The organism is Nannocystis sp. RBIL2, from assembly GCF_026626745.1.
Classification (GTDB): Bacteria; Myxococcota_A; Polyangia; order Nannocystales; family Nannocystaceae; genus Nannocystis.
In genome coordinates, this window is record NZ_JAPNJW010000001.1 from 5,354,456 (window position 1) to 5,371,307 (window position 16,852).

General features: G+C 72.1%; 12 protein-coding genes. 7 read left to right on the plus strand and 5 right to left on the minus strand.

All coding sequences use genetic code 11. The annotated features are described in order from the left end of the window. The first annotated feature begins 674 nt into the window (after nucleotides 1–674). Nucleotides 675–1,481, plus strand: a complete 807-nt coding sequence (locus OV090_RS21295; protein WP_267705841.1) for a hypothetical protein — start codon at nucleotides 675–677, stop codon at nucleotides 1,479–1,481. 142 nt (nucleotides 1,482–1,623) lie between these two features. On the opposite strand, the gene OV090_RS21300 is transcribed toward OV090_RS21295, so the two are convergent. Then, nucleotides 1,624–3,609 carry a serine hydrolase domain-containing protein gene (locus OV090_RS21300; protein ID WP_267705843.1) on the minus strand — a complete coding sequence of 662 codons (1,986 nt, stop codon included), beginning with the start codon at nucleotides 3,607–3,609 and terminating at the stop codon, nucleotides 1,624–1,626. Nucleotides 3,610–3,783: 174 nt separating this feature from the next. Here OV090_RS21300 and OV090_RS21305 point away from each other — a divergent pair, with 174 nt between their 5' ends. Continuing rightward, a complete protein-coding gene (locus OV090_RS21305) occupies nucleotides 3,784–6,639 on the plus strand; it encodes a serine/threonine-protein kinase (protein ID WP_276604467.1) in 2,856 nt (951 codons plus the stop codon). 199 nt (nucleotides 6,640–6,838) lie between these two features. Here OV090_RS21305 and OV090_RS21315 read toward each other — a convergent pair whose 3' ends face one another. Both OV090_RS21315 and OV090_RS21320 read right to left on the minus strand, forming a co-directional pair. After that, nucleotides 6,839–7,798 carry an SRPBCC family protein gene (locus tag OV090_RS21315; protein ID WP_267705845.1) on the minus strand — a complete coding sequence of 320 codons (960 nt, stop codon included), beginning with the start codon at nucleotides 7,796–7,798 and terminating at the stop codon, nucleotides 6,839–6,841. Between the two features lie 108 nt (nucleotides 7,799–7,906). Further along, on the minus strand, nucleotides 7,907–8,257 hold the full coding sequence (locus OV090_RS21320) for a metalloregulator ArsR/SmtB family transcription factor (RefSeq protein WP_267705848.1): 351 nt from the start codon (nucleotides 8,255–8,257) through the stop codon (nucleotides 7,907–7,909). Nucleotides 8,258–8,457: 200 nt separating this feature from the next. Between OV090_RS21320 and OV090_RS21325 the strand changes: the two genes are divergently transcribed. Together OV090_RS21325 and OV090_RS21330 are read left to right on the plus strand one after the other, a co-directional pair. Further along, nucleotides 8,458–9,777 (plus strand): lyase, encoded by a 1,320-nt coding sequence (locus tag OV090_RS21325; protein WP_267705849.1) that lies wholly within the window; start codon nucleotides 8,458–8,460, stop codon nucleotides 9,775–9,777. Nucleotides 9,778–9,833: 56 nt separating this feature from the next. Further along, the gene (locus OV090_RS21330; protein ID WP_267705850.1) at nucleotides 9,834–10,049 is read left to right on the plus strand and encodes a hypothetical protein; all 216 of its coding nucleotides are present in this window, start codon (nucleotides 9,834–9,836) and stop codon (nucleotides 10,047–10,049) included. A 61-nt stretch (nucleotides 10,050–10,110) separates the two neighbouring features. On the opposite strand, the gene OV090_RS21335 is transcribed toward OV090_RS21330, so the two are convergent. Both OV090_RS21335 and OV090_RS21340 read right to left on the minus strand, forming a co-directional pair. Then, the gene (locus OV090_RS21335; RefSeq protein ID WP_267705852.1) at nucleotides 10,111–12,048 is read right to left on the minus strand and encodes a sulfatase-like hydrolase/transferase; all 1,938 of its coding nucleotides are present in this window, start codon (nucleotides 12,046–12,048) and stop codon (nucleotides 10,111–10,113) included. A 341-nt stretch (nucleotides 12,049–12,389) separates the two neighbouring features. Beyond that, nucleotides 12,390–13,394 carry a hypothetical protein gene (locus tag OV090_RS21340; RefSeq protein ID WP_267705854.1) on the minus strand — a complete coding sequence of 335 codons (1,005 nt, stop codon included), beginning with the start codon at nucleotides 13,392–13,394 and terminating at the stop codon, nucleotides 12,390–12,392. Nucleotides 13,395–13,835: 441 nt separating this feature from the next. On the opposite strand from OV090_RS21340, the gene OV090_RS21345 reads away from it, so the two are divergent. The 3 genes from OV090_RS21345 (at nucleotide 13,836) to OV090_RS21355 (ending at nucleotide 16,812) form a co-directional block, all read left to right on the plus strand. Further along, nucleotides 13,836–14,498: a hypothetical protein gene (locus OV090_RS21345; protein WP_267705856.1), complete on the plus strand. Its 663-nt coding sequence runs from the start codon at nucleotides 13,836–13,838 to the stop codon at nucleotides 14,496–14,498. Between the two features lie 255 nt (nucleotides 14,499–14,753). Further along, nucleotides 14,754–15,218 carry a hypothetical protein gene (locus OV090_RS50780; RefSeq protein ID WP_267705857.1) on the plus strand — a complete coding sequence of 155 codons (465 nt, stop codon included), beginning with the start codon at nucleotides 14,754–14,756 and terminating at the stop codon, nucleotides 15,216–15,218. Between the two features lie 226 nt (nucleotides 15,219–15,444). Next, a complete protein-coding gene (locus tag OV090_RS21355; protein WP_267705859.1) occupies nucleotides 15,445–16,812 on the plus strand; it encodes a DEAD/DEAH box helicase in 1,368 nt (455 codons plus the stop codon). The last annotated feature ends 40 nt before the right edge of the window (nucleotides 16,813–16,852 follow it).

The window sequence follows — 16,852 nt, forward strand, 5'->3', positions numbered from 1 at the left end:
CGCGCATCTATTCAGCCCCCGCCCGTATCAAGATGCGGCCGGGCCGCCGCCATCAAACATCTCCGCCGCAGGACAATGTCGCGACGGGGCACAGCCGCGCGCCCTGCAGGCCGCCACGTTGCGTCCTCCCCGAGTGCGCCACCCTCGCAGTCCGACCTGCAGGCCGGTGTGGGTTGTCTCCGGCGAGAAACTCGTTACAGCCGCCTCCCGGCCGCTCGAATTCAAGCCCCGGAGCGCCGCTCCGTGCTTCGCACGTCTGACGCAAAATGCTCTTTCAGTCGCTTTCATCGCGACATGTCCTTTCAAACACTTTCATCGCGCTCGCATCCTCGACGCTCGCTCGCATCACCTCGACGCTGCGCCGATCGACGACGCCGTGAGCCCGACCTCGACGCGATTCGCTTCGGCCTCGCTTCGGACCTGACCGGCGCGTCGCGGTGACCGGGTCCGCCCGACCCGAGACCGCGCCACGGGCCTCGTAGAAAATCCGAAAGCTCGGCTGTCAGGAATCGTCGCGGCCGAGCAACCCCCTCGTGAAGCCGGACGCTCTACTCGCCCGGCACGAACGAGGCCCGACGACTGTGGGCATTCCCACGGTGATTCCAGCTCGACCCTCGCGGTCGAGCGTCGGGGTTCGTTCGCCCGAACCCAGCGCACTTTCCCCGAAGGTCACCATGCACAAGCACATCCGTAACTTCTTCGCCCTCTCCTTCCTCTGCGCCGCCGCCTCGGCGCTCACTCTGTCCGCGTGTGACGCCCCCGAAGGCGGCGCCACCCCCGAGTCGCAGCCGACGCTGCGCACGCCCGCGGAGCTCGGCCTCGGCGACGGCTGGGTCGAGCAAGATCGGGGCCTGTGGAGCCGCATCGGCGCCGACGGCGTGGAGGAGTTCGTCGGCGTCGGCGAGCCGGGCAAGCTGCACGGCCTGGCGAGCCTGTACGCGGCCGAGGAGCACCTGGCGATCGCGGCGGAGGCCGAGGGCAGCGAGACGTCGCAGGCCCAGCTGGCGGAGATCCGCGCGATCATCGTCGACATCGAGAACACGGAGATCGCGGCCCCGAGCGACGAGGCGTCGTTCCGCTGCCAGGCCCAGCTGACGCACACCGCCCTGGCCGGCCCGGCCTCGTGCAACGCGGTCCAGGCCAACGCGGGGGTCACCTACAACAACGCCTGCAACGCGACCACCGAGACGATCCAGACCTACACCTACGCGACCTGCGGCGTGGTCACCACGACGCACAGCTGCGGCCCGAAGACCGGCCTCTCGGTCGGCTGCGGCTCGTCCTCGACCCTGTCCAGCGCGACGTCCTCCTGCCAGTCGTACGCGTACGCCGCCAGCAACTATTACTCGACCTGGAAGATCAACGACGTCAAGGGCTACTGCGCGCCCCCGGAGCCGACCTGCGGCCCGTGCCAGGCCAACTACGACTGCCACTGCGGCGACTTCGAGGGCTGCGTGCCGCGCAATCAGCTGTGCAATTGAGAGCCTCGCGGCGGAGGGCGCCCTCGCAGCGCCCTCCGTCCGGCTTCATCACAATCGTCGCACCATCCATTCGATGACCGGCGGCCGGTTCTGCTCGGGGAAGCCGGGCAGACCGGCACGATCATGCATTCGCGAGACTCGCTCACCAGGCCCAGATCCGCAGGCCGATGATGCCGTGGAACATCAAATAGAGCGTCATGCCGAAGCTGGCGATCGCCGCGGCGCTGGGGACCAGACGCAGCGCCAGCGGCACGGTGCCGGCCACGCCGGCCCGCACGACCTCGGCCACCGCGGCGGCAGAGCAGGCGGCGAACACCAGGCTGCAGACGCACACGCCGACGCTCAGCGGATTGGCGGTGCCATACGCCTCGGCGCGCGCCATGTGGTCGAACATCAGGAACAGCACGGCCCACGCCAAGCCGGCGGCGGCCGGCCAGGCGTGCAGGGCGAACTCGCCGCTGGCGATCGCGCGGCCGCGCAGGCGGCGGATCAGCGCCAACACGGCCCACCCGAGCGCCCACAGCGGGGCGGCCCGCAGCAGCACCATCGCCGCGCCGAGCAGCAGCAGGCGCGCGCGGGCGTACGCGTACGAGCCCTCCTCGAAGTAGGCGAGGCCGCCGACGAGGATCCGCCGACCGTCGTCACCGCGGGTGAGGCGAATGTTGGTACCGCCCTCGCGCCAGTGGCGGAAGCCGCCGTCGCCGGTCGAGACCAATTGCGCGCGGCCGCCGGTGAGCATCTCGACTTGGATGCCGGCGGGGTCGGGGCGGACGGAGATCCCCAGGATCGCCCGCTCGGCGAACCCGAACAACTGCACGCGCGGGCTGGCGTACCCGTAATAGCCCGTGAGCGCCGCGATCGCCTCGGGGTCCGGCTCGACGGGCGGCGGCGGCACCACGGTGCGCCCGCCGGTGAGGTAGCCGAACAGGAGCGCGCGGATCTCGAGGTACGCCCGCAGCGAATGCGTGCTGTTCAGCAGCATCACGTACCCTACCCCGAGCTCCGGGAAATAGCGGTAGCACGACAGGAAGCCCGGCAGGCCGCCGTCGTGGCCGCGACTGCGGGCCGGGTGGATCACGTCGCCGTAATTGCCGAGGCCGTAGTTGGTGTCGGTGGTGCGGTACGACACGGTCTCGGTCCGCTCGATGCGCGCCAGCGACTCGGGGCCGACGATCGCCGGGCCGCCGGTCTCGCCGCGGCGCAGCCAGAAGTGGACCAGCTGGCCGAGCTCGCGCGGCGAGGCCAGCAGGGCGCCGGCCGGGGCGTGGTAGATCGCGCGGAACACCGCCGGACGGTCGGGATCGTGATAGCCGGTGGCCAGGCGGCCCTGGTATTCGGGGGTGCGACGAAAGCGGGCCGTCGGCATGCCGAGCGGGCGCAACACCTCGCGCTCGAGGTAAGTCTCGTACGATTCGCCGGTGGCGAGCTCGATCGCGTGGCCCGCCAGAGTGTAGCCCGGGTTCGCGTACGAACTGCGGCTGCCGGGCCGCCAGCGAGCGACGCGCGAGCGCGGGTTGATCGCCAGGGCGTCGCGCGGCACCGTCGCGTCGTCCGCGGCGAAGTACTCGTTGAAGCGCATCTCGTCGAAGCCCGTGGTGTGCTCGAGCGCGTGCGCGAGGGTGATCGGCGAGCTCGCCTCCCAGTCGTTGGTGAGCGCGATGTCCGGCATGAACTCGCGCAGCGGGCGGCCGAGGTCGAGGCGGCCCTGCTCGACGAGGCGCATGACGCCGAGGCCGACGAAGCTCTTGGTGATCGAGGCGACGCGGAACTGAGTGTCGGGACCGACGGGCGCGCCTGTGCCGAGATCGGCGACGCCGACGCCGCCGGCCCAGCGAACGCCGTTGCGATCGACGACGGCCAGGCCGACGCCGGGGACACCCTCCCGCGCGAGCACGGCGGCCACCCGAGCCTGCAATTGCTCGAGCGTCGGCGGAGCCTCGACCTCGATCGGCGGCGCGTCGGCGGTCGCCTGCATCAGCGCCGACTCGTCGAGCACCGCGCCAGCGGGCTCGACCGGACGGCCCAGCGCGGCGCTGAAGGCGAGGAGGACGAACAGGAGGACGGCGAGCGAGCGCCGCCTCACCTGGCGCGCGCGGAGGTCCGCCGACGGCAGCGAAGCATGGGTCACGGCCGCATTGTAACAGGGCCCCGGCGGGTCGCCGCGGCGGCGGAGACGACGTCGACGTCCGTCCTCGCCTCGCGGACAAACCCTCGTCGCCGCGTCACCCCGGGCGCAGCAACCGGCGCACACGCGCTCGGGGACCTTGTCGCGCCTGCGGGCCGCGGCGACACTGTCGAGGCTTTGCTCGCGCCGTCGCGGATCGGCCGCTTCGTCGTCCTGCGGGAGCTCGGCGCAGGCGCGATGGGGGTCGTCTACGCCGCGTACGACGCCAAGCTCGACCGCCGCCTGGCGATCAAGGTCCTCAGCGACAAGTACCCCGGCGAACACCAGCTCGGCACCTCCCGCCTCGAACGCGAGGCCCAGGCGCTCGCCCGGCTGTCGCACCCGAACGTGGTCCAGATCTACGAGGTCGGCCCGGTCGAGGGCGGGATCTACATCGCCATGGAGTTGGTCCACGGCCGCACGCTGCGCGAGTGGCTGGCCGACGCGCCGCGCGACTGGCGGGCGGTGCTGGCGGTGTTCATGCAAGTCGGCGCGGGCCTGCAGGCGGCCCACGCGAGCGGCGTGGTCCACCGCGACATCAAGCCCGACAACATCGTCGTCGGCGCCGACGGCCGCGTGCGCGTGCTCGACTTCAGCCTGGCGGCGCCGATCGATCGCCAGGCCGAGCTCGACGCGCTCGGCGACATGCGCGTGTCCAACCTGCTGCTCACCCAGGACGGCGGCTTCGTCGGCACGCCGGCGTACATGTCGCCCGAGCAATTCCTCGGCACGCCGACCGACGCGCGCAGCGATCAGTTCAGCTACTGCGTGACGCTGTGGGAGGCGTTCTACGGCGAGCGGCCGTTCCCCGGCGCCACGGTCGAGCAGATCCGCGGCGCGCTGCTGCGCGGGCGACCGGCCGCGCCGGCGCACGACCGCGTGCCGACGGCGATCCGCCGCGCCGTCGAGACGGGCCTGCACATCGACCCGGGCGCGCGTCACCCCGACTTCACCGCGCTGCTCTCCGCCCTCGCGCGCGACCCGTATCGCACGCACAAGGCTGTCGCCGGGCTGTCGGCGCTGCTGGTGGCAGTGGCGGCCGGCACTGCATTGGTCCAGCCGGCGCCGATCGACTGTCGCGCCGCGGCAGCCGGCGTCGGTGAGGTCTACAACCCGGGCCGACACGACGCGCTGCTGGCGAGCTTCGCCCGCAGTCCGCTGCCCTACGCGCGCGCGTCGGCCTCGGCGCTGGTCGCCGAGCTCGACGCCTACGCCGCTCGCTGGGCCAGCACCGCCGAGCAGGCCTGCGTCGCCACGCACATCCGCCACGAGGCCTCGAGCGAGCTGCTCGACCGCCGCGGCGCGTGCCTGCGCGAGCGCCTGCGCGAGCTCGAGGCGCTGCTCGCGGTGCTGGCCGACCCGGCCGCGGCCGAGCGGGCCCTGCCGGCCGTGCGCGCGCTGCCGCGGCCCGACCGCTGCCTGCAGCCGCGCGCCGCCGAGGCTCGCGTCGCCGGCCGCGAAGCCGCGGCGCTGCAGGCCCGCCTGGCCGACGTCGGCGCCCAGCTGGCGGCCGGCGACGACGCGCGGGCGCTCGCGTTGGCACAATCGGTCATGTCCGAAGGTTCAGGTCTCTCCGACCCTGTCCTGAAGGACGAAGCCCACTACTGGCGCGGGCGCGCGGCGCTGGCCGGCCTGCAGCTGGACCTCGCGGCCGACGATCTGCACCCCGCGTTCCACGGCGCGATCCGCCGCGGCGACGACGAGCTGGGCTTCCGCGCCGCGATCGCCCTGGCCGAAGTGGCGTCACGCCGGGCCCGGTTCGCGGCCGCCGAGGAGTGGCTCGACCACGCCGAAGACGCGCTGCAGCGCGGCCAGCTCGGCGAGGTCCCGCTGGCGCAGCTCGAGCTGCGCCGCGGCGAGGCGCTGAGCGACGCCGGCCGCCCGGCGGAGGCGCTGCTGGCCCTCGAGCGGGCCCTGACGACGCTGCAGCAGGCGCTCGGCCCCGACGCGTTCGAGCTGGCGCGGGTCCACCTGCTCCGCGGGATCGCCCTCCGCGACCTCGGCCGCGTGGACGAGGCGATGCAGGCGTTCGTGCGCGACGAGGAGATCTTGCGCGCAGCTTTCGGCGAGTCGCACCCGAGCGTGGTGGTGCCGCTCAACAACCGCGGGGCCGCGCTGCTCGACCTCGGGCGCGCCGACGAGGCGCTGGCGCTGTTCCAGCGCGGGCTGGCGATCCGCCTGCGCGCGTACGGCCGCGACCACCCGCGCACGGCGTTCTCGCTGTCGCAGGTCGGCGAGGCGCTGGCCGACCTGCGTCGCCACGGCGAGGCCGAGGCGGCGCTGCACGAGGCGCTGGCGATCCGCCTGCGGATCCTCGGCCCCGACCACCCCGACGTCGCCGAGACGCTGACGGGCCTCGGCAACCTCGCGCTCGAACAGCGCCACCACGAGGAGGCCCGCCGCCTGTTGGTGGAGGCGCTGCGGATCCGCCAGGCCGCTTACGGCGCCGACCATGACATCGTCGCCAGCGCCCACCGCAACCTCGCCGACGCCGCGCGCGAGGCCGGCGATCTCGACACCGCGGAGCTCGAGCTGGGCCGCGCGGAGGCGATCTGGAACGCACACCTGCCCGCGGGCCACCCGAAGTTCGAGACGCTGCAATTCGATCGCGGCCGCCTGGCCGAGGCCCGCGAGCAGCTCGAGCTCGCGGCGGATCACTACACCCAGGCGCTCGAGCTGACCGAACAACGCCTCGGCGGGGAAGATCCGAAGCTGGCGGCGATCCTTCGCGCCCTCGGCCACGTGCAGCTGCTCCGCGGCCAACGAACCGCGGCGGTCGCTACGCTGGGTCGCGCCGCGACGCTGCCACCAGCCCCGCGCCCGCTGACGCCGGAGCGGATCGCCAGCGCCCACTTCGACATGGCCCGCGCGCTGTGGCCGGAGAGCCCGATCCGCGCCCGTGGCGAAGCCACCGTGGCCGCCGAAATTTTAAAAGATTCACCGGCCGACGCCGCGCTGCTGCGCGAGATCGAGGCCTGGCGCGCGACGCGGTGAGCGACCCGCCTCCCATTCTATAAAACATATCCTTTCACACATTGTCTCTCGGACATGTTCTTCCAGACATTGAATATCTGGCCGGCGGGCCCGCGAAGCGCCGGGCGTGGAGACCTCCGTGTCTCCACGCCCGGTGCGCCGGCGAGCCGCGCCACTTCCTTGTGCACGTCGCGGAAGAACAGGATCGAGGACCTGCGGGTCAACCTGCGGCGAGGTGGCGCGCGAGCTCCTCGAAGCTGCTGGAGTAGCCGCCGTCCATCGATTTGTGGCCGGCGAGGAAGGTCGCGCGCTGGGCCGGCGTGGCGTTGTGGGGCACGCCGCGCAGCGTCACGATCGTCTTGCCGTCCTGCTCGGTGAGCGTCAGCGTGTGCAGGATCTCGAGCGGCCAGTCGTCCTCGAACGGCGGGCGCACCGTGTTGCCCTCGGCGTCGGCGAACGCGTTGGTGAAGACCAGGCGGGCCGGCGGATCGATCTCCACGTAGGTGAACCTGCCGAACATCTCGCCGCCGTCGGCCGCGCGCATGCAATAGTGGTAGTGCCCGCCGGGGCGCAGGTCGAGCCGCCGCGACTCCATCTTGAAATTCTTCGGCCCCCACCATTGCGCCAGCCGCTCGGCCTCGGTGAGGGCGCGGTAGACCAGCTCGCGCGGGGCGGCGAACGTCCGCGTGAGCACGAACTCGACCTCGAGGTCGCCGAGCAGCTCGCCCAGGCGGTCGAAGGTCGAGCTGGCGCCGTCGCTCCCGAACTTGGCCGCCGCGTCGCGTGCCGCGTCGCGCGCTGCGACCGAGGCGAATTGCATGCGCATCACGACCTCGGTCTGCTCGCCGCGGGCGTGGAACTCGGTGATCACGTGGAACCCGCGCGGGTCGTCGTCGCGGTCGCCGTCGTGGTCGTAGACGAGGCGCTCGTTGGCGACGACCTCGCGGTAGCGGATCCGGTTGTCATAGTCGACGCCGTTCGGCGCGTGCATGACGTAGCGCCACGCGCCGCCGGGGCGCACGTCCATCTCGCGGATGGTGGTGGTGCAGCCGCGCGGGCCCCACCAGCGCACCACGTGCTGCGGCTCGGTCCAGGTCTTGAACACCAGCTCGCGCGGAGCGGCGAAGACGCGCGTGATCACCAGCTCGCGGTCGCTGGCAGGTTCGAGGGGTCGGGACATATTCGCGGGCATGCGTTCTCCTTGTCGTCTGTGCAATCCGTGCAGTCGGACAATACTCGGGGGGCCCGGGCCGGAGCCCGGGATGCTCAATGATGGTAGGGCGCGCCGTCAGTGCTTGCGCCGCGGCTTCTTGTCGTCGGCCTGCAGCTCGTGCAGGTACTCGTCCAGTCGGTCGAAGCTCTCTTCCCAGAACTTGCGGTAGTGCGCGGTGAACTCGGCGACCTCGCGCAGCGGCGCCGCCTCGAGCCGACACGGCCGCTGCTGGGCGTTGCGCCCGCGGCTGATGAGGCCGGCGCGCTGCAGCACCCGCAGGTGCTTGGAGATCGCCGGCAAGCTCATGGCGAACGGTGCCGCCAGCTCCGAGACGGACGCCTCCCCCTGCGCGAGGCGGGCGAGGATCGCCCGCCGCGTGGGGTCGGCGAGGGCGGCGAAGGTGGCATCGAGGTCGCTGGCAGGCATCTTTTCTTAATAACCGATCGGTTAAGAAACTTGTTGGTTAAATACGGCCCCCAGAGCCCCCTGTCAAGGGCTCTGCGTGAGGCCAGGCGACGTCGCCCACCGACCCCGGCACCTCGACCACCGCCACGCCGACGAGCGGGCCCACCGGCACCACCACCACCCAGGGCAGCGACAGCGCCAGCGACGGCACCGCCACCACCGTGGCGCCGACCACCACCGACGACACCACGACCACCTCGACGTCGACGACCACCTCGACCACCGCCGCGACTGACAGCACCACCACCACGATGGGCGTCGATCCGGAGACCACCTCGACGAGCGGAACCACCGGTCCTGGCACCACTCTCGGCACCACCAGCACCTCCGACGGCACCAGCACCACCACCGGCGAGCCGATCCCGTGCATGCCGGGTGACGGCATGGGCATGGGTCCCGTCGACAAGAGCTACATCTGGATCCCCAGCGACACTCTCGGCCAGATCTCCAAGATCAGCACCCTCACCCTGATCGAGGAGGCCCGCTACCGCACAGGCCCGCAGGGCGGCACCGAGAGCTCGTCGCGCACCGCCGTCAGCGCCGACGGCCGCTTCGTCGTCGTCAACGCCCGCGGCACCGGCCGCTCGACCATGTTCGCCGCCAACAAGGCCGACTGCATCGACAACAACGGCAACGGCGTGATCGACACCTCGGCCAACCTCAACGACATCCTCGCGTGGGGTCAGGACGAGTGCATGCTCTGGTCGATCACCCATCCCGTCGGTGCCGGCATTCAGGCCGACCCGCGCGGCGTCACCTGGACCCCGGGCACGTGGAGCTTCGACGAGTGCAAGTACGTCGACCCCAAGGTGTGGCTCGGTTATCGCACCGGCCCGAGCAACCAGGCGCACATCGTCCGCATCGACGGCGTCAGCGGCATCGTCGAGGAGACCGTCGTCGTCGACAACTGGGTCGGCTCGAGCTACGCGCCCTACGGCGCCGCGCTCGACCCCGACTTCAAGCCGTGGTTCACCGGTCTGCGCGGCGAGCTGATCCGCGTCAACACCGAGAACAACCCCGCCACACTCACGCGGATCACCGCGCCGAACAACATCCAGGCCTACGGCATGACCGTCGACAAGGACGGCAACCCGTGGATCGGCGGCTGCACCGGCCCGGTCTCGACCTACGACGTCCAGACCGCGCAGTGGATCACCATCCCCGGCACCAACGCCTGCCACCGCGGCATCGGGGCCGGCGACGATTACGTGTGGGTCGCCTCCAACGGCCCCTGCGGCCTGGTCCAGATCGATCGCCAGACCCGCACCCTGGTGGCCAAGCACACCCCTCCGCAGTGCAGCACCGCGATCGGCATCTCGATCGACATCGAGAAGTACCTGTGGCTGGTCGACCAGTCCGGCTGGGCCTGGAAGATCGATCAGGACGCGGTGGCCTGGGATCAGAAGGTCATGGTCGCGGGCGGTCACTACGTCTATTCGGACATGACCGGCGGGCAGTTCCTGAGCGTCGTCCCCCAGTGACGGCGAACCGAAGTCGCGTGCGATGAGCCCGCGTTCGCGCGTACGGAGGTCTTTTCATGAATTCGACTCGCCTCGAGCCTCTCGCGTTCGCGTGCATGTTCAATAGCGGCTGCCAGCGCCGCTATGTCTATAGCTACTCGGCGACGACGAGCGACGGCGACGCCGGCTACGACAGCTTCATCGCGCCAGGCTCGTGGACGGCGAGCCAGGCCAACTGCGGCACCGCGGCCGCCGAGGGCGGCGCGCTGGTGTTCTACGCGGCGATGCGCTGACCGGCCGAGCCGGGGCTATCCATGCACTTGTGGACATGTTCTCGAGAACATGTCCATAAAATCAGCGCGGCGTAGCGATCGCCCCGTGCAGCTCGAGGTAGCGGCGCAGCAGGCCGACGCGGGCCTCGCAGCCGGCGGGGTCGGTGTCGCACACGTTGAACGCCTCGCGCGGGTCGGCGTGCAGGTCGTAGACCTCGAGGGTCCGCTTGCGGCGGTTGTCGAGAATTTTAAAACCCTCGGGCAGGAGCAGGGCGAACACGTCCCAGGTGGTGCTGAGGACGGGGCGGCCGCACGTGGGTGACTCGCCGCGGAGCGCCGGCACGAGCGACCGGCCGACGAACCAGCCGGGGGCCTCGAGGCCGAACAGGTCGAGGAAGGTCGGCGAGAGGTCGAGCAGCGGCAGGTCGCACGGGCTCTCGCGCGCGGGCACTGCGGGGCCCAGGACGATGAGCGGGACGCGGCACTGCTCCTCGTAGGGCGGGCCGCCGTGGTGCTGCACGCCGTGCTGGCCGAACGCCTGGCCGTGGTCGGCGCTGACCACGATCAGCGTGCGCGGCCACAGCCCGGCCTCGCCGAGCCAGGCGTCGAGGCGCGCCAGCTCGCGGTCGATGTTGGCCAGCTCGGACACGTGGCGCGCGTAGGCGCGGCCCTTGCGGTCGCCCGAGTCGAACGGGTGGTGGGCGTCCATGAAGTGGCTGAACAGGAACAGCGGCCCGTCCCCGTGCTGCCGCAATCGCGTGAGGATCGCGTCCATCACCGCCGGCGCGTAGGCCAGGCGATCGCCGCGCGCGATCGGGACCTCGATCTCTTCAGAAAAGCCGCGGCCGATCTTGTTGACGTGATTGACCAGCTCGAACTGACTGATGACGTGGACTGTGGTGACGCCGCGCGCGGTCAGCAGGTCGGCGATCCGGGGCCGCTCTTCCTTGACGAGCGAGCCCTGGGTCGCGCTGTCGCGGGCCCACCGCAGCTGCGGGACCTCGAGGCCGGTGAACAGGCTGGCGAGGGTGAAGCGCGTGACCGTCGAGGGGCTGATCGCCCGCGGCACGTGGAAGCCGGCGTCGCGCCAGCGGTGCAGCGTCGGCAGCAGCTCGCGGTTGGCCGGGTTCTGCAGCACCTCGGCGCGCATCGAGTCGAGGGTGAAGAACAGGACGATCGCGTCGGACGGCAAGAGCGGCGGCTCGCTGGCGGCGATCGGCGAGGCGTCGGCGCTCCACTCGAACCACGGGGCCAGCTCGGGCGGGATCGGGATGTGACTGTATTGCGAATTGTCGACCTCGGCGCGCCAGGGCGGGACGTGGGCGGCGAGGAGGGCCGAGTCGAGGCGGGTGAGCTCGACGCGGACAGCATTGCCCGGATCGATCACGACGGCGCCGATGGCGAAGATCCCAGCGACGCCGACGGTGACGCGCCGCGCCGCCGAGGAGAGCCGCCAGCGCCGCTGCATGCCCGCGAGCGCGGCCGCGGCGAGGGTGGCCGCGGTCCAGGCCAGGAACGCATGCACCCCCGGGTAGTCGACCGGCAAGATCTGGGTGTTGACGAGCGCGGCGATCGCCGCGACCGCGGCGGCGATCCAGCGAATCCGCGGTCGGGCCACGCGCCGGCCGACGAGGTACGCCAGCGGGACGGCCTGGGCGAGCGCGACGGTCAAGACGAGGTCGACGAGCCCGGCGCGCTCGCGGCCGGCGAGGCGGAGGGCGAAGTTGTCGAGGTCGGGCGCGAGGATCGCCAGGGCGAGGATCACCGCGACGAGGCTCAGCGCCAGCGGGGCGAGCCACGCGCGCCGCGGGGCCAGCCGCAGCCACAGAGTCACCACGAGGCCGCAGACGAGGCCGAGGCCCAGCAGCTGGCCGGCGTCGAACAAGTGATTGAGCGCGCGCACCCGCAGGCCCGCGTTGGGCAGCGCGCGAGCGGCGATGCAGCCGGCATTGACGAGCGCGAGCCCGGCCCAGGCGAGGACGATCGCCGCGGCAGGAGTCAAAGAGCGGTCGCCGGCCACGAGGCGGGCGACTATACACGCGGCCGCAACGGCCGGTCGGGGCGAGCAGCGCACGGGCTCGCGGAGCCGGAGCACCGCGATGCCACGCGACCCCGGTCGAAACAACTCGCCTCGTCCCGACTCGCGTGGAATGAGGATGCGCGGCGATATCCGGCATCTCGATGTCCCACGCTCACGCGCGCGGCCTCGTCACGCGCCGACCCCCGCGAGATGCCTCGCTCAGGATGAGGATCTCCGCGTGCCGCCAGTCGTCCCGACGCCACGCGTTCGCGGCCTCGTTCGCGCGGCCGACTTCGCTGCGAGCTGAACTCGCCTGCAGCGAAGCTCGCCGCGCCCGCGGATCAATCGGCGAGGGCGCGGACGTTGAACAGGGCGATGTACATCGGGCCGAGCGCGTCGGGGTAGAGCACGTCGGCGCCGGCGCGGTCGGCCAGCTTTTCGGCGACCGCGAGGCCGTCCTTCAGGTTGCCGGGTTGGTCGACCGGGTCGTCGCCGGAGAGCTGGCCCAGCACCTGGTCGGGGATGTAGCGGTCGAACACGTGGGCGCGGCGGAGCACCCCGCCGGGCATGGCGACGAGCACGATCTTGTACTCGGCGGAGATCACGATCTTGCGCTCGGCGTCGAGCAGCGAGAAGCGCGAGCCCTGATAGTCCATGTCCATGCCGGCGACCCCGAGGCGCTGGCACAGGGCCACGAACGCGTCGGTGTCGATCTGGCCGGTGGCCGCCAGCGGACCGGCGGGCTCGGGCGGCGGCAGGTCGTCGTCGTCGTTCTCGCCGTCGCCGAGCTCGCCGTGCTCGATGGCGAGGAGCCGCCAGTAGTTGTCGCCCTCGACCCGCTCGACCACCAGCGGCCACGCCTCGTCGTCGATCACGGTCACCTCGACGCCGTCGCCCGCGGCCACCAGCGCCGTGAACTCCTGCGGCTCGTCGTCGACCTCGATCTCCACCGCGATCCGCTCCTTCAGAGTCACCGCCTCCGGCTGGCTGCCCGGCGGCGACCACTCCGGCCGCAGGCGCGTCGCCCCGGCCCGCAGCTCCATCAGCTGGGTGCGGCTGAGCAGGAACGGCGGCAGGTCGGCGTCGAGGCGCTCGCACTCGTCGTCGCGCGTCGGCTGCTCGAGCGCGTGCGACAGCCACGATCCCTGCGACAGCACCGCGATCGTGCGGCTGTCGGCGAGGCTGTCGTTCGAGAAGGCGATCACCGCCTCCGGCTCGCCGTCCTCGAACGCGCTCGACAGCACCAGCTGATCGTCGGTCTCGAGGATCTGGAATTCGTAATTGTCGGCGGCGTCGAAGTCGGCCATCTCGTAGCGGAGCACGATGCCCGGGGTCAGCAGGGACATTGGGGGGACCTTCCTGTCGGAGAGCGCGAGGCATAGCCGAGGCCCGTCGCGCGTCGCAAGCGCGCGCTCCGCACAACGGCGCCGGGCGGGCCGCGCGGCGCAACCGGATGACCGAAAGGACAGGTGATTGCAGGCGGGACACCTGCGCCACGTCTCGCGGTCGAGTCCGGCGGGAGTGAGAAAATGGCGCGGCGCTCCCCGTGCCTTGGCCCGCAGCCGTTCGCGGCCGACGTGGCGGCTGCATCGGGCGCCTCACGTCCGCCGGGACGCGGGGCGCGGCGCAGGGCCCAGCGGTGCCTTGCGAGATCGCGGCCGGTTTGCGACGCGAGCGCCGTGTGAGTCAGACCTCGACGACCGCGCCGGGGCGACCTCCTCCGCGTCTGTCGGGGCCGCGGGGGCCGGTGCGGGCGCGGCGGGGTCGCAGCGCTAAGCTCGCCCCCCGTGACGACGACCGCGATCGACTGGCGCTGGGACGACCTCGCTGACGCGCTGGCGGCGGGGCTGCGGGCCGCCGCTGCCGACGTCGAGCTCGAGCAGGCGGTCCGCGGCCTCGACGCGCGCAGCGAGCTCGAGCTGCACCCGGTGCTGCGCGGGGGCCTGCAGGCCGCGGGTTACGGCGTCGCCGCCGAGGTCCGGTTCCCGCGCGACCGGGTCTTGCAGCGGCGCAGCGAGGGTGTCCGTTGCGACATGGTCGTCACGCCAGGTGGCCGGCCGCTGGCCGACGCCGCCGAGCAGATCGGGCTGTTCGCCCCGGAGGACGCGGTCGCGCTGGTCGACGCCGCCTGGCTCGAGGTCAAGGTCGTGGCCCAGCACAACGAGCGCGGGCCCAACCGCGCCTACGCCAGCGCCCTGCAGCGACCTGTCTGGAAGGACATCGACAAGCTGGCCGCCGACCCGCTCATCTTGCACGGGGCCGCGGTGCTGGTGCTGTTCACCACCGACGCCGAAGTCGCCGATCACGACCTCGGCGTGTGGTCGTCCGGCGCCAGCCTGCGCGGGCTGCGGCTCATGCCCCGCGAGCAGCGGTCCCTGGCGATCGGCGACCGTCTGGGCAACCGACTGTGCACCGTCGCCGTGTTCCCGCTGGAGCGCGGCCCCGCCTGACGGCCCGCCTGACGGCCTCTACGGCGTGTGCGCAAGCGAACGCTGGCGGCGCAAACGCCCCTCACCGGGGCGGGACGGGCGTGCTCGGGCGGACCGGCGCCGACGGCGGCGAGATGGGGGGGGCGCTGCGGCGGTTTTTGCCGTAAGCTGGACGGACCTGGCGATCTGTTCGCCGCCAACCTCCGAGACGCATTTGAACATTTATCACAGTTCGATCCGCCGTCCCGCGCGCGACCTTCACCGAGGAGACCAGACGTGAGCAACTACTACTCTTCCGGGAAGCGATCCCGCGAGGCCAACAAAGCCAAGAAGCAGCAAGAGAAGGCCCAGGCCCGCGAGGCCCGGCGCGAGCGTGGTCCGCGGGAGATCCCGATCGCCACCGCCGAAGACCTCACGGGGCACATGCCCTCGATCGAAGACGCGATGCGGGCGATCGAGAACCCCGGCCAGGAGCGCTCGGCGGCGACCATTCCGGTGCGCCTGTTCGTCGGCAGCCTGAGCAGCAGCACCACCGCCAGCGACCTCCGCAACGCCTTCGGCGCCCTCGGCCCGGTCGCCGACGCGGTCGTCATGACCGAGCGCGAGACCGGCGCTTCGCGCGGGTTCGGCTTCGTCACGATGGCCAATCGCAAGGACGCCCCGCGGGTGATCGAGGCGCTCAACGGCGCCGACCTCAAGGGCTCCTCGATCGTCGTCAACATCGCCACCGAGCGCCGCTAGACCCCCGGCGCGGCCGTCCGCGCCGTCTCGTTGCCTCAGCCGTCCAGGCGTGGTACCCGTCCGCGGGCCTTCGTCCGCGGCGCAAGGCCTCCCGCCCTCCACGGCGCGAGGCCTGCAGCCGCCTCGACCGGCGAATGAACGGGTCGACCGCGAGCCCGCGTTCGCGGCCGCGAGCGCTGCGCCGCGCGAAGACCTGGCCCTCACGGGCCGTTCGAGAAACTTTTCCGTGCAAGACAACCTTCCTGTCGTTCCCCCTGCCCACGCGTCGGACTTCGCCGCTCTGGGCCTGTCCGAGACCCTGCTCCGCGCGCTGCGCCAGGAGGGTCACACCACGCCGACGCCGATCCAGGCGGCGGCCATCCCCCCTGCCCTCGCCGGCCGCGACCTGTTCGGCTGCGCCCAGACGGGCACCGGCAAGACGGCGGCGTTCGTGCTGCCGATCGTCCACCAGATGCTGCAGCGCCCGGCCACGCGTGACGCGGGCGTCCGCGCGCTGATCCTGACGCCGACGCGCGAGCTGGCGGCCCAGATCGGCGAGCGGATCGGCGTCTACGCGCGCTTCAGCGGGCTGCGCCACGCGGTGATCTACGGCGGCGTCGGCATGCAGAACCAGGTCCAGGCGCTGCGCGCCGGCGTCGACCTCCTGGTCGCCACCCCGGGCCGGCTCGTCGACCTCATGGCCCAGGGCCTGGTCCGCCTGCAGCGGGTCGAGTTCTTCGTCCTCGACGAGGCCGACCGCATGCTCGACGAGGGCTTCCTGCCGTCGATCCGCCGCGTCGTCGGCGTGCTGCCGAAGCAGCGCCAGACCCTGCTGTTCTCGGCGACCATGCCGCCCGAGATCGCCCCGCTCGCGGCCCAGGTGCTGCGCGACCCGCTGCACATCGAGGCGACGCGGGTCGCGTCGGCGCCCGACGCCATCGCCCAGTCGGTCTACCTGGTCGCGCAGGAGCACAAGCGCGAGCTGCTGCGCCACGTCCTCGGCGACCGCGCGGTCACGCGGGCGATCGTCTTCACCCGCACCAAGCACGGGGCCGACCGCGTGGCTCGCCAGCTCGCGCAGGGCCAGATCCACGCCGAGGCGATCCACGGCGACAAGGCCCAGAACACCCGCCTGCGCGCCCTGTCCCGCTTCCGCGACGGCGAGGTCCGCGTCCTCGTCGCCACCGACCTGGCCGCCCGCGGCATCGACGTCAGCGGGATCTCCCACGTCATCAACTACGACCTGCCGATGGACCCCGAGGCCTACGTGCACCGGATCGGCCGCACCGCCCGGGCCGGCTCGCAGGGCGTCGCGCTGTCGTTCTGCAGCGGCGACGAGCAGACCCGCCTCAAGGGCATCGAGCGGCTGATCCAGCGCCGCGTGCCGGTCGTGCAGAACCACCCGTTCGCGGGGATGGTCGCCGAGGTCGCGCCCGCCCGCCAGCAGCCGCAGCAGGCGCGCCAGCAGCCGCGCCAGCAGCAGGCCCGTCAGCAGCCGCAGCAGCCGCGTCAGCAACAGCAGCCGCGGGCCCAGCAGGCGCGCCCGCAGCAGCAGCGCTCCGCCGCGGCGCCGAGCCGCGGCGCGCAGGGCGGCCGGCGGGCGACGGTCCGCTGAGGCCAGAGACATGTCCTCGCGGGCATGTTCTCGGGGACAT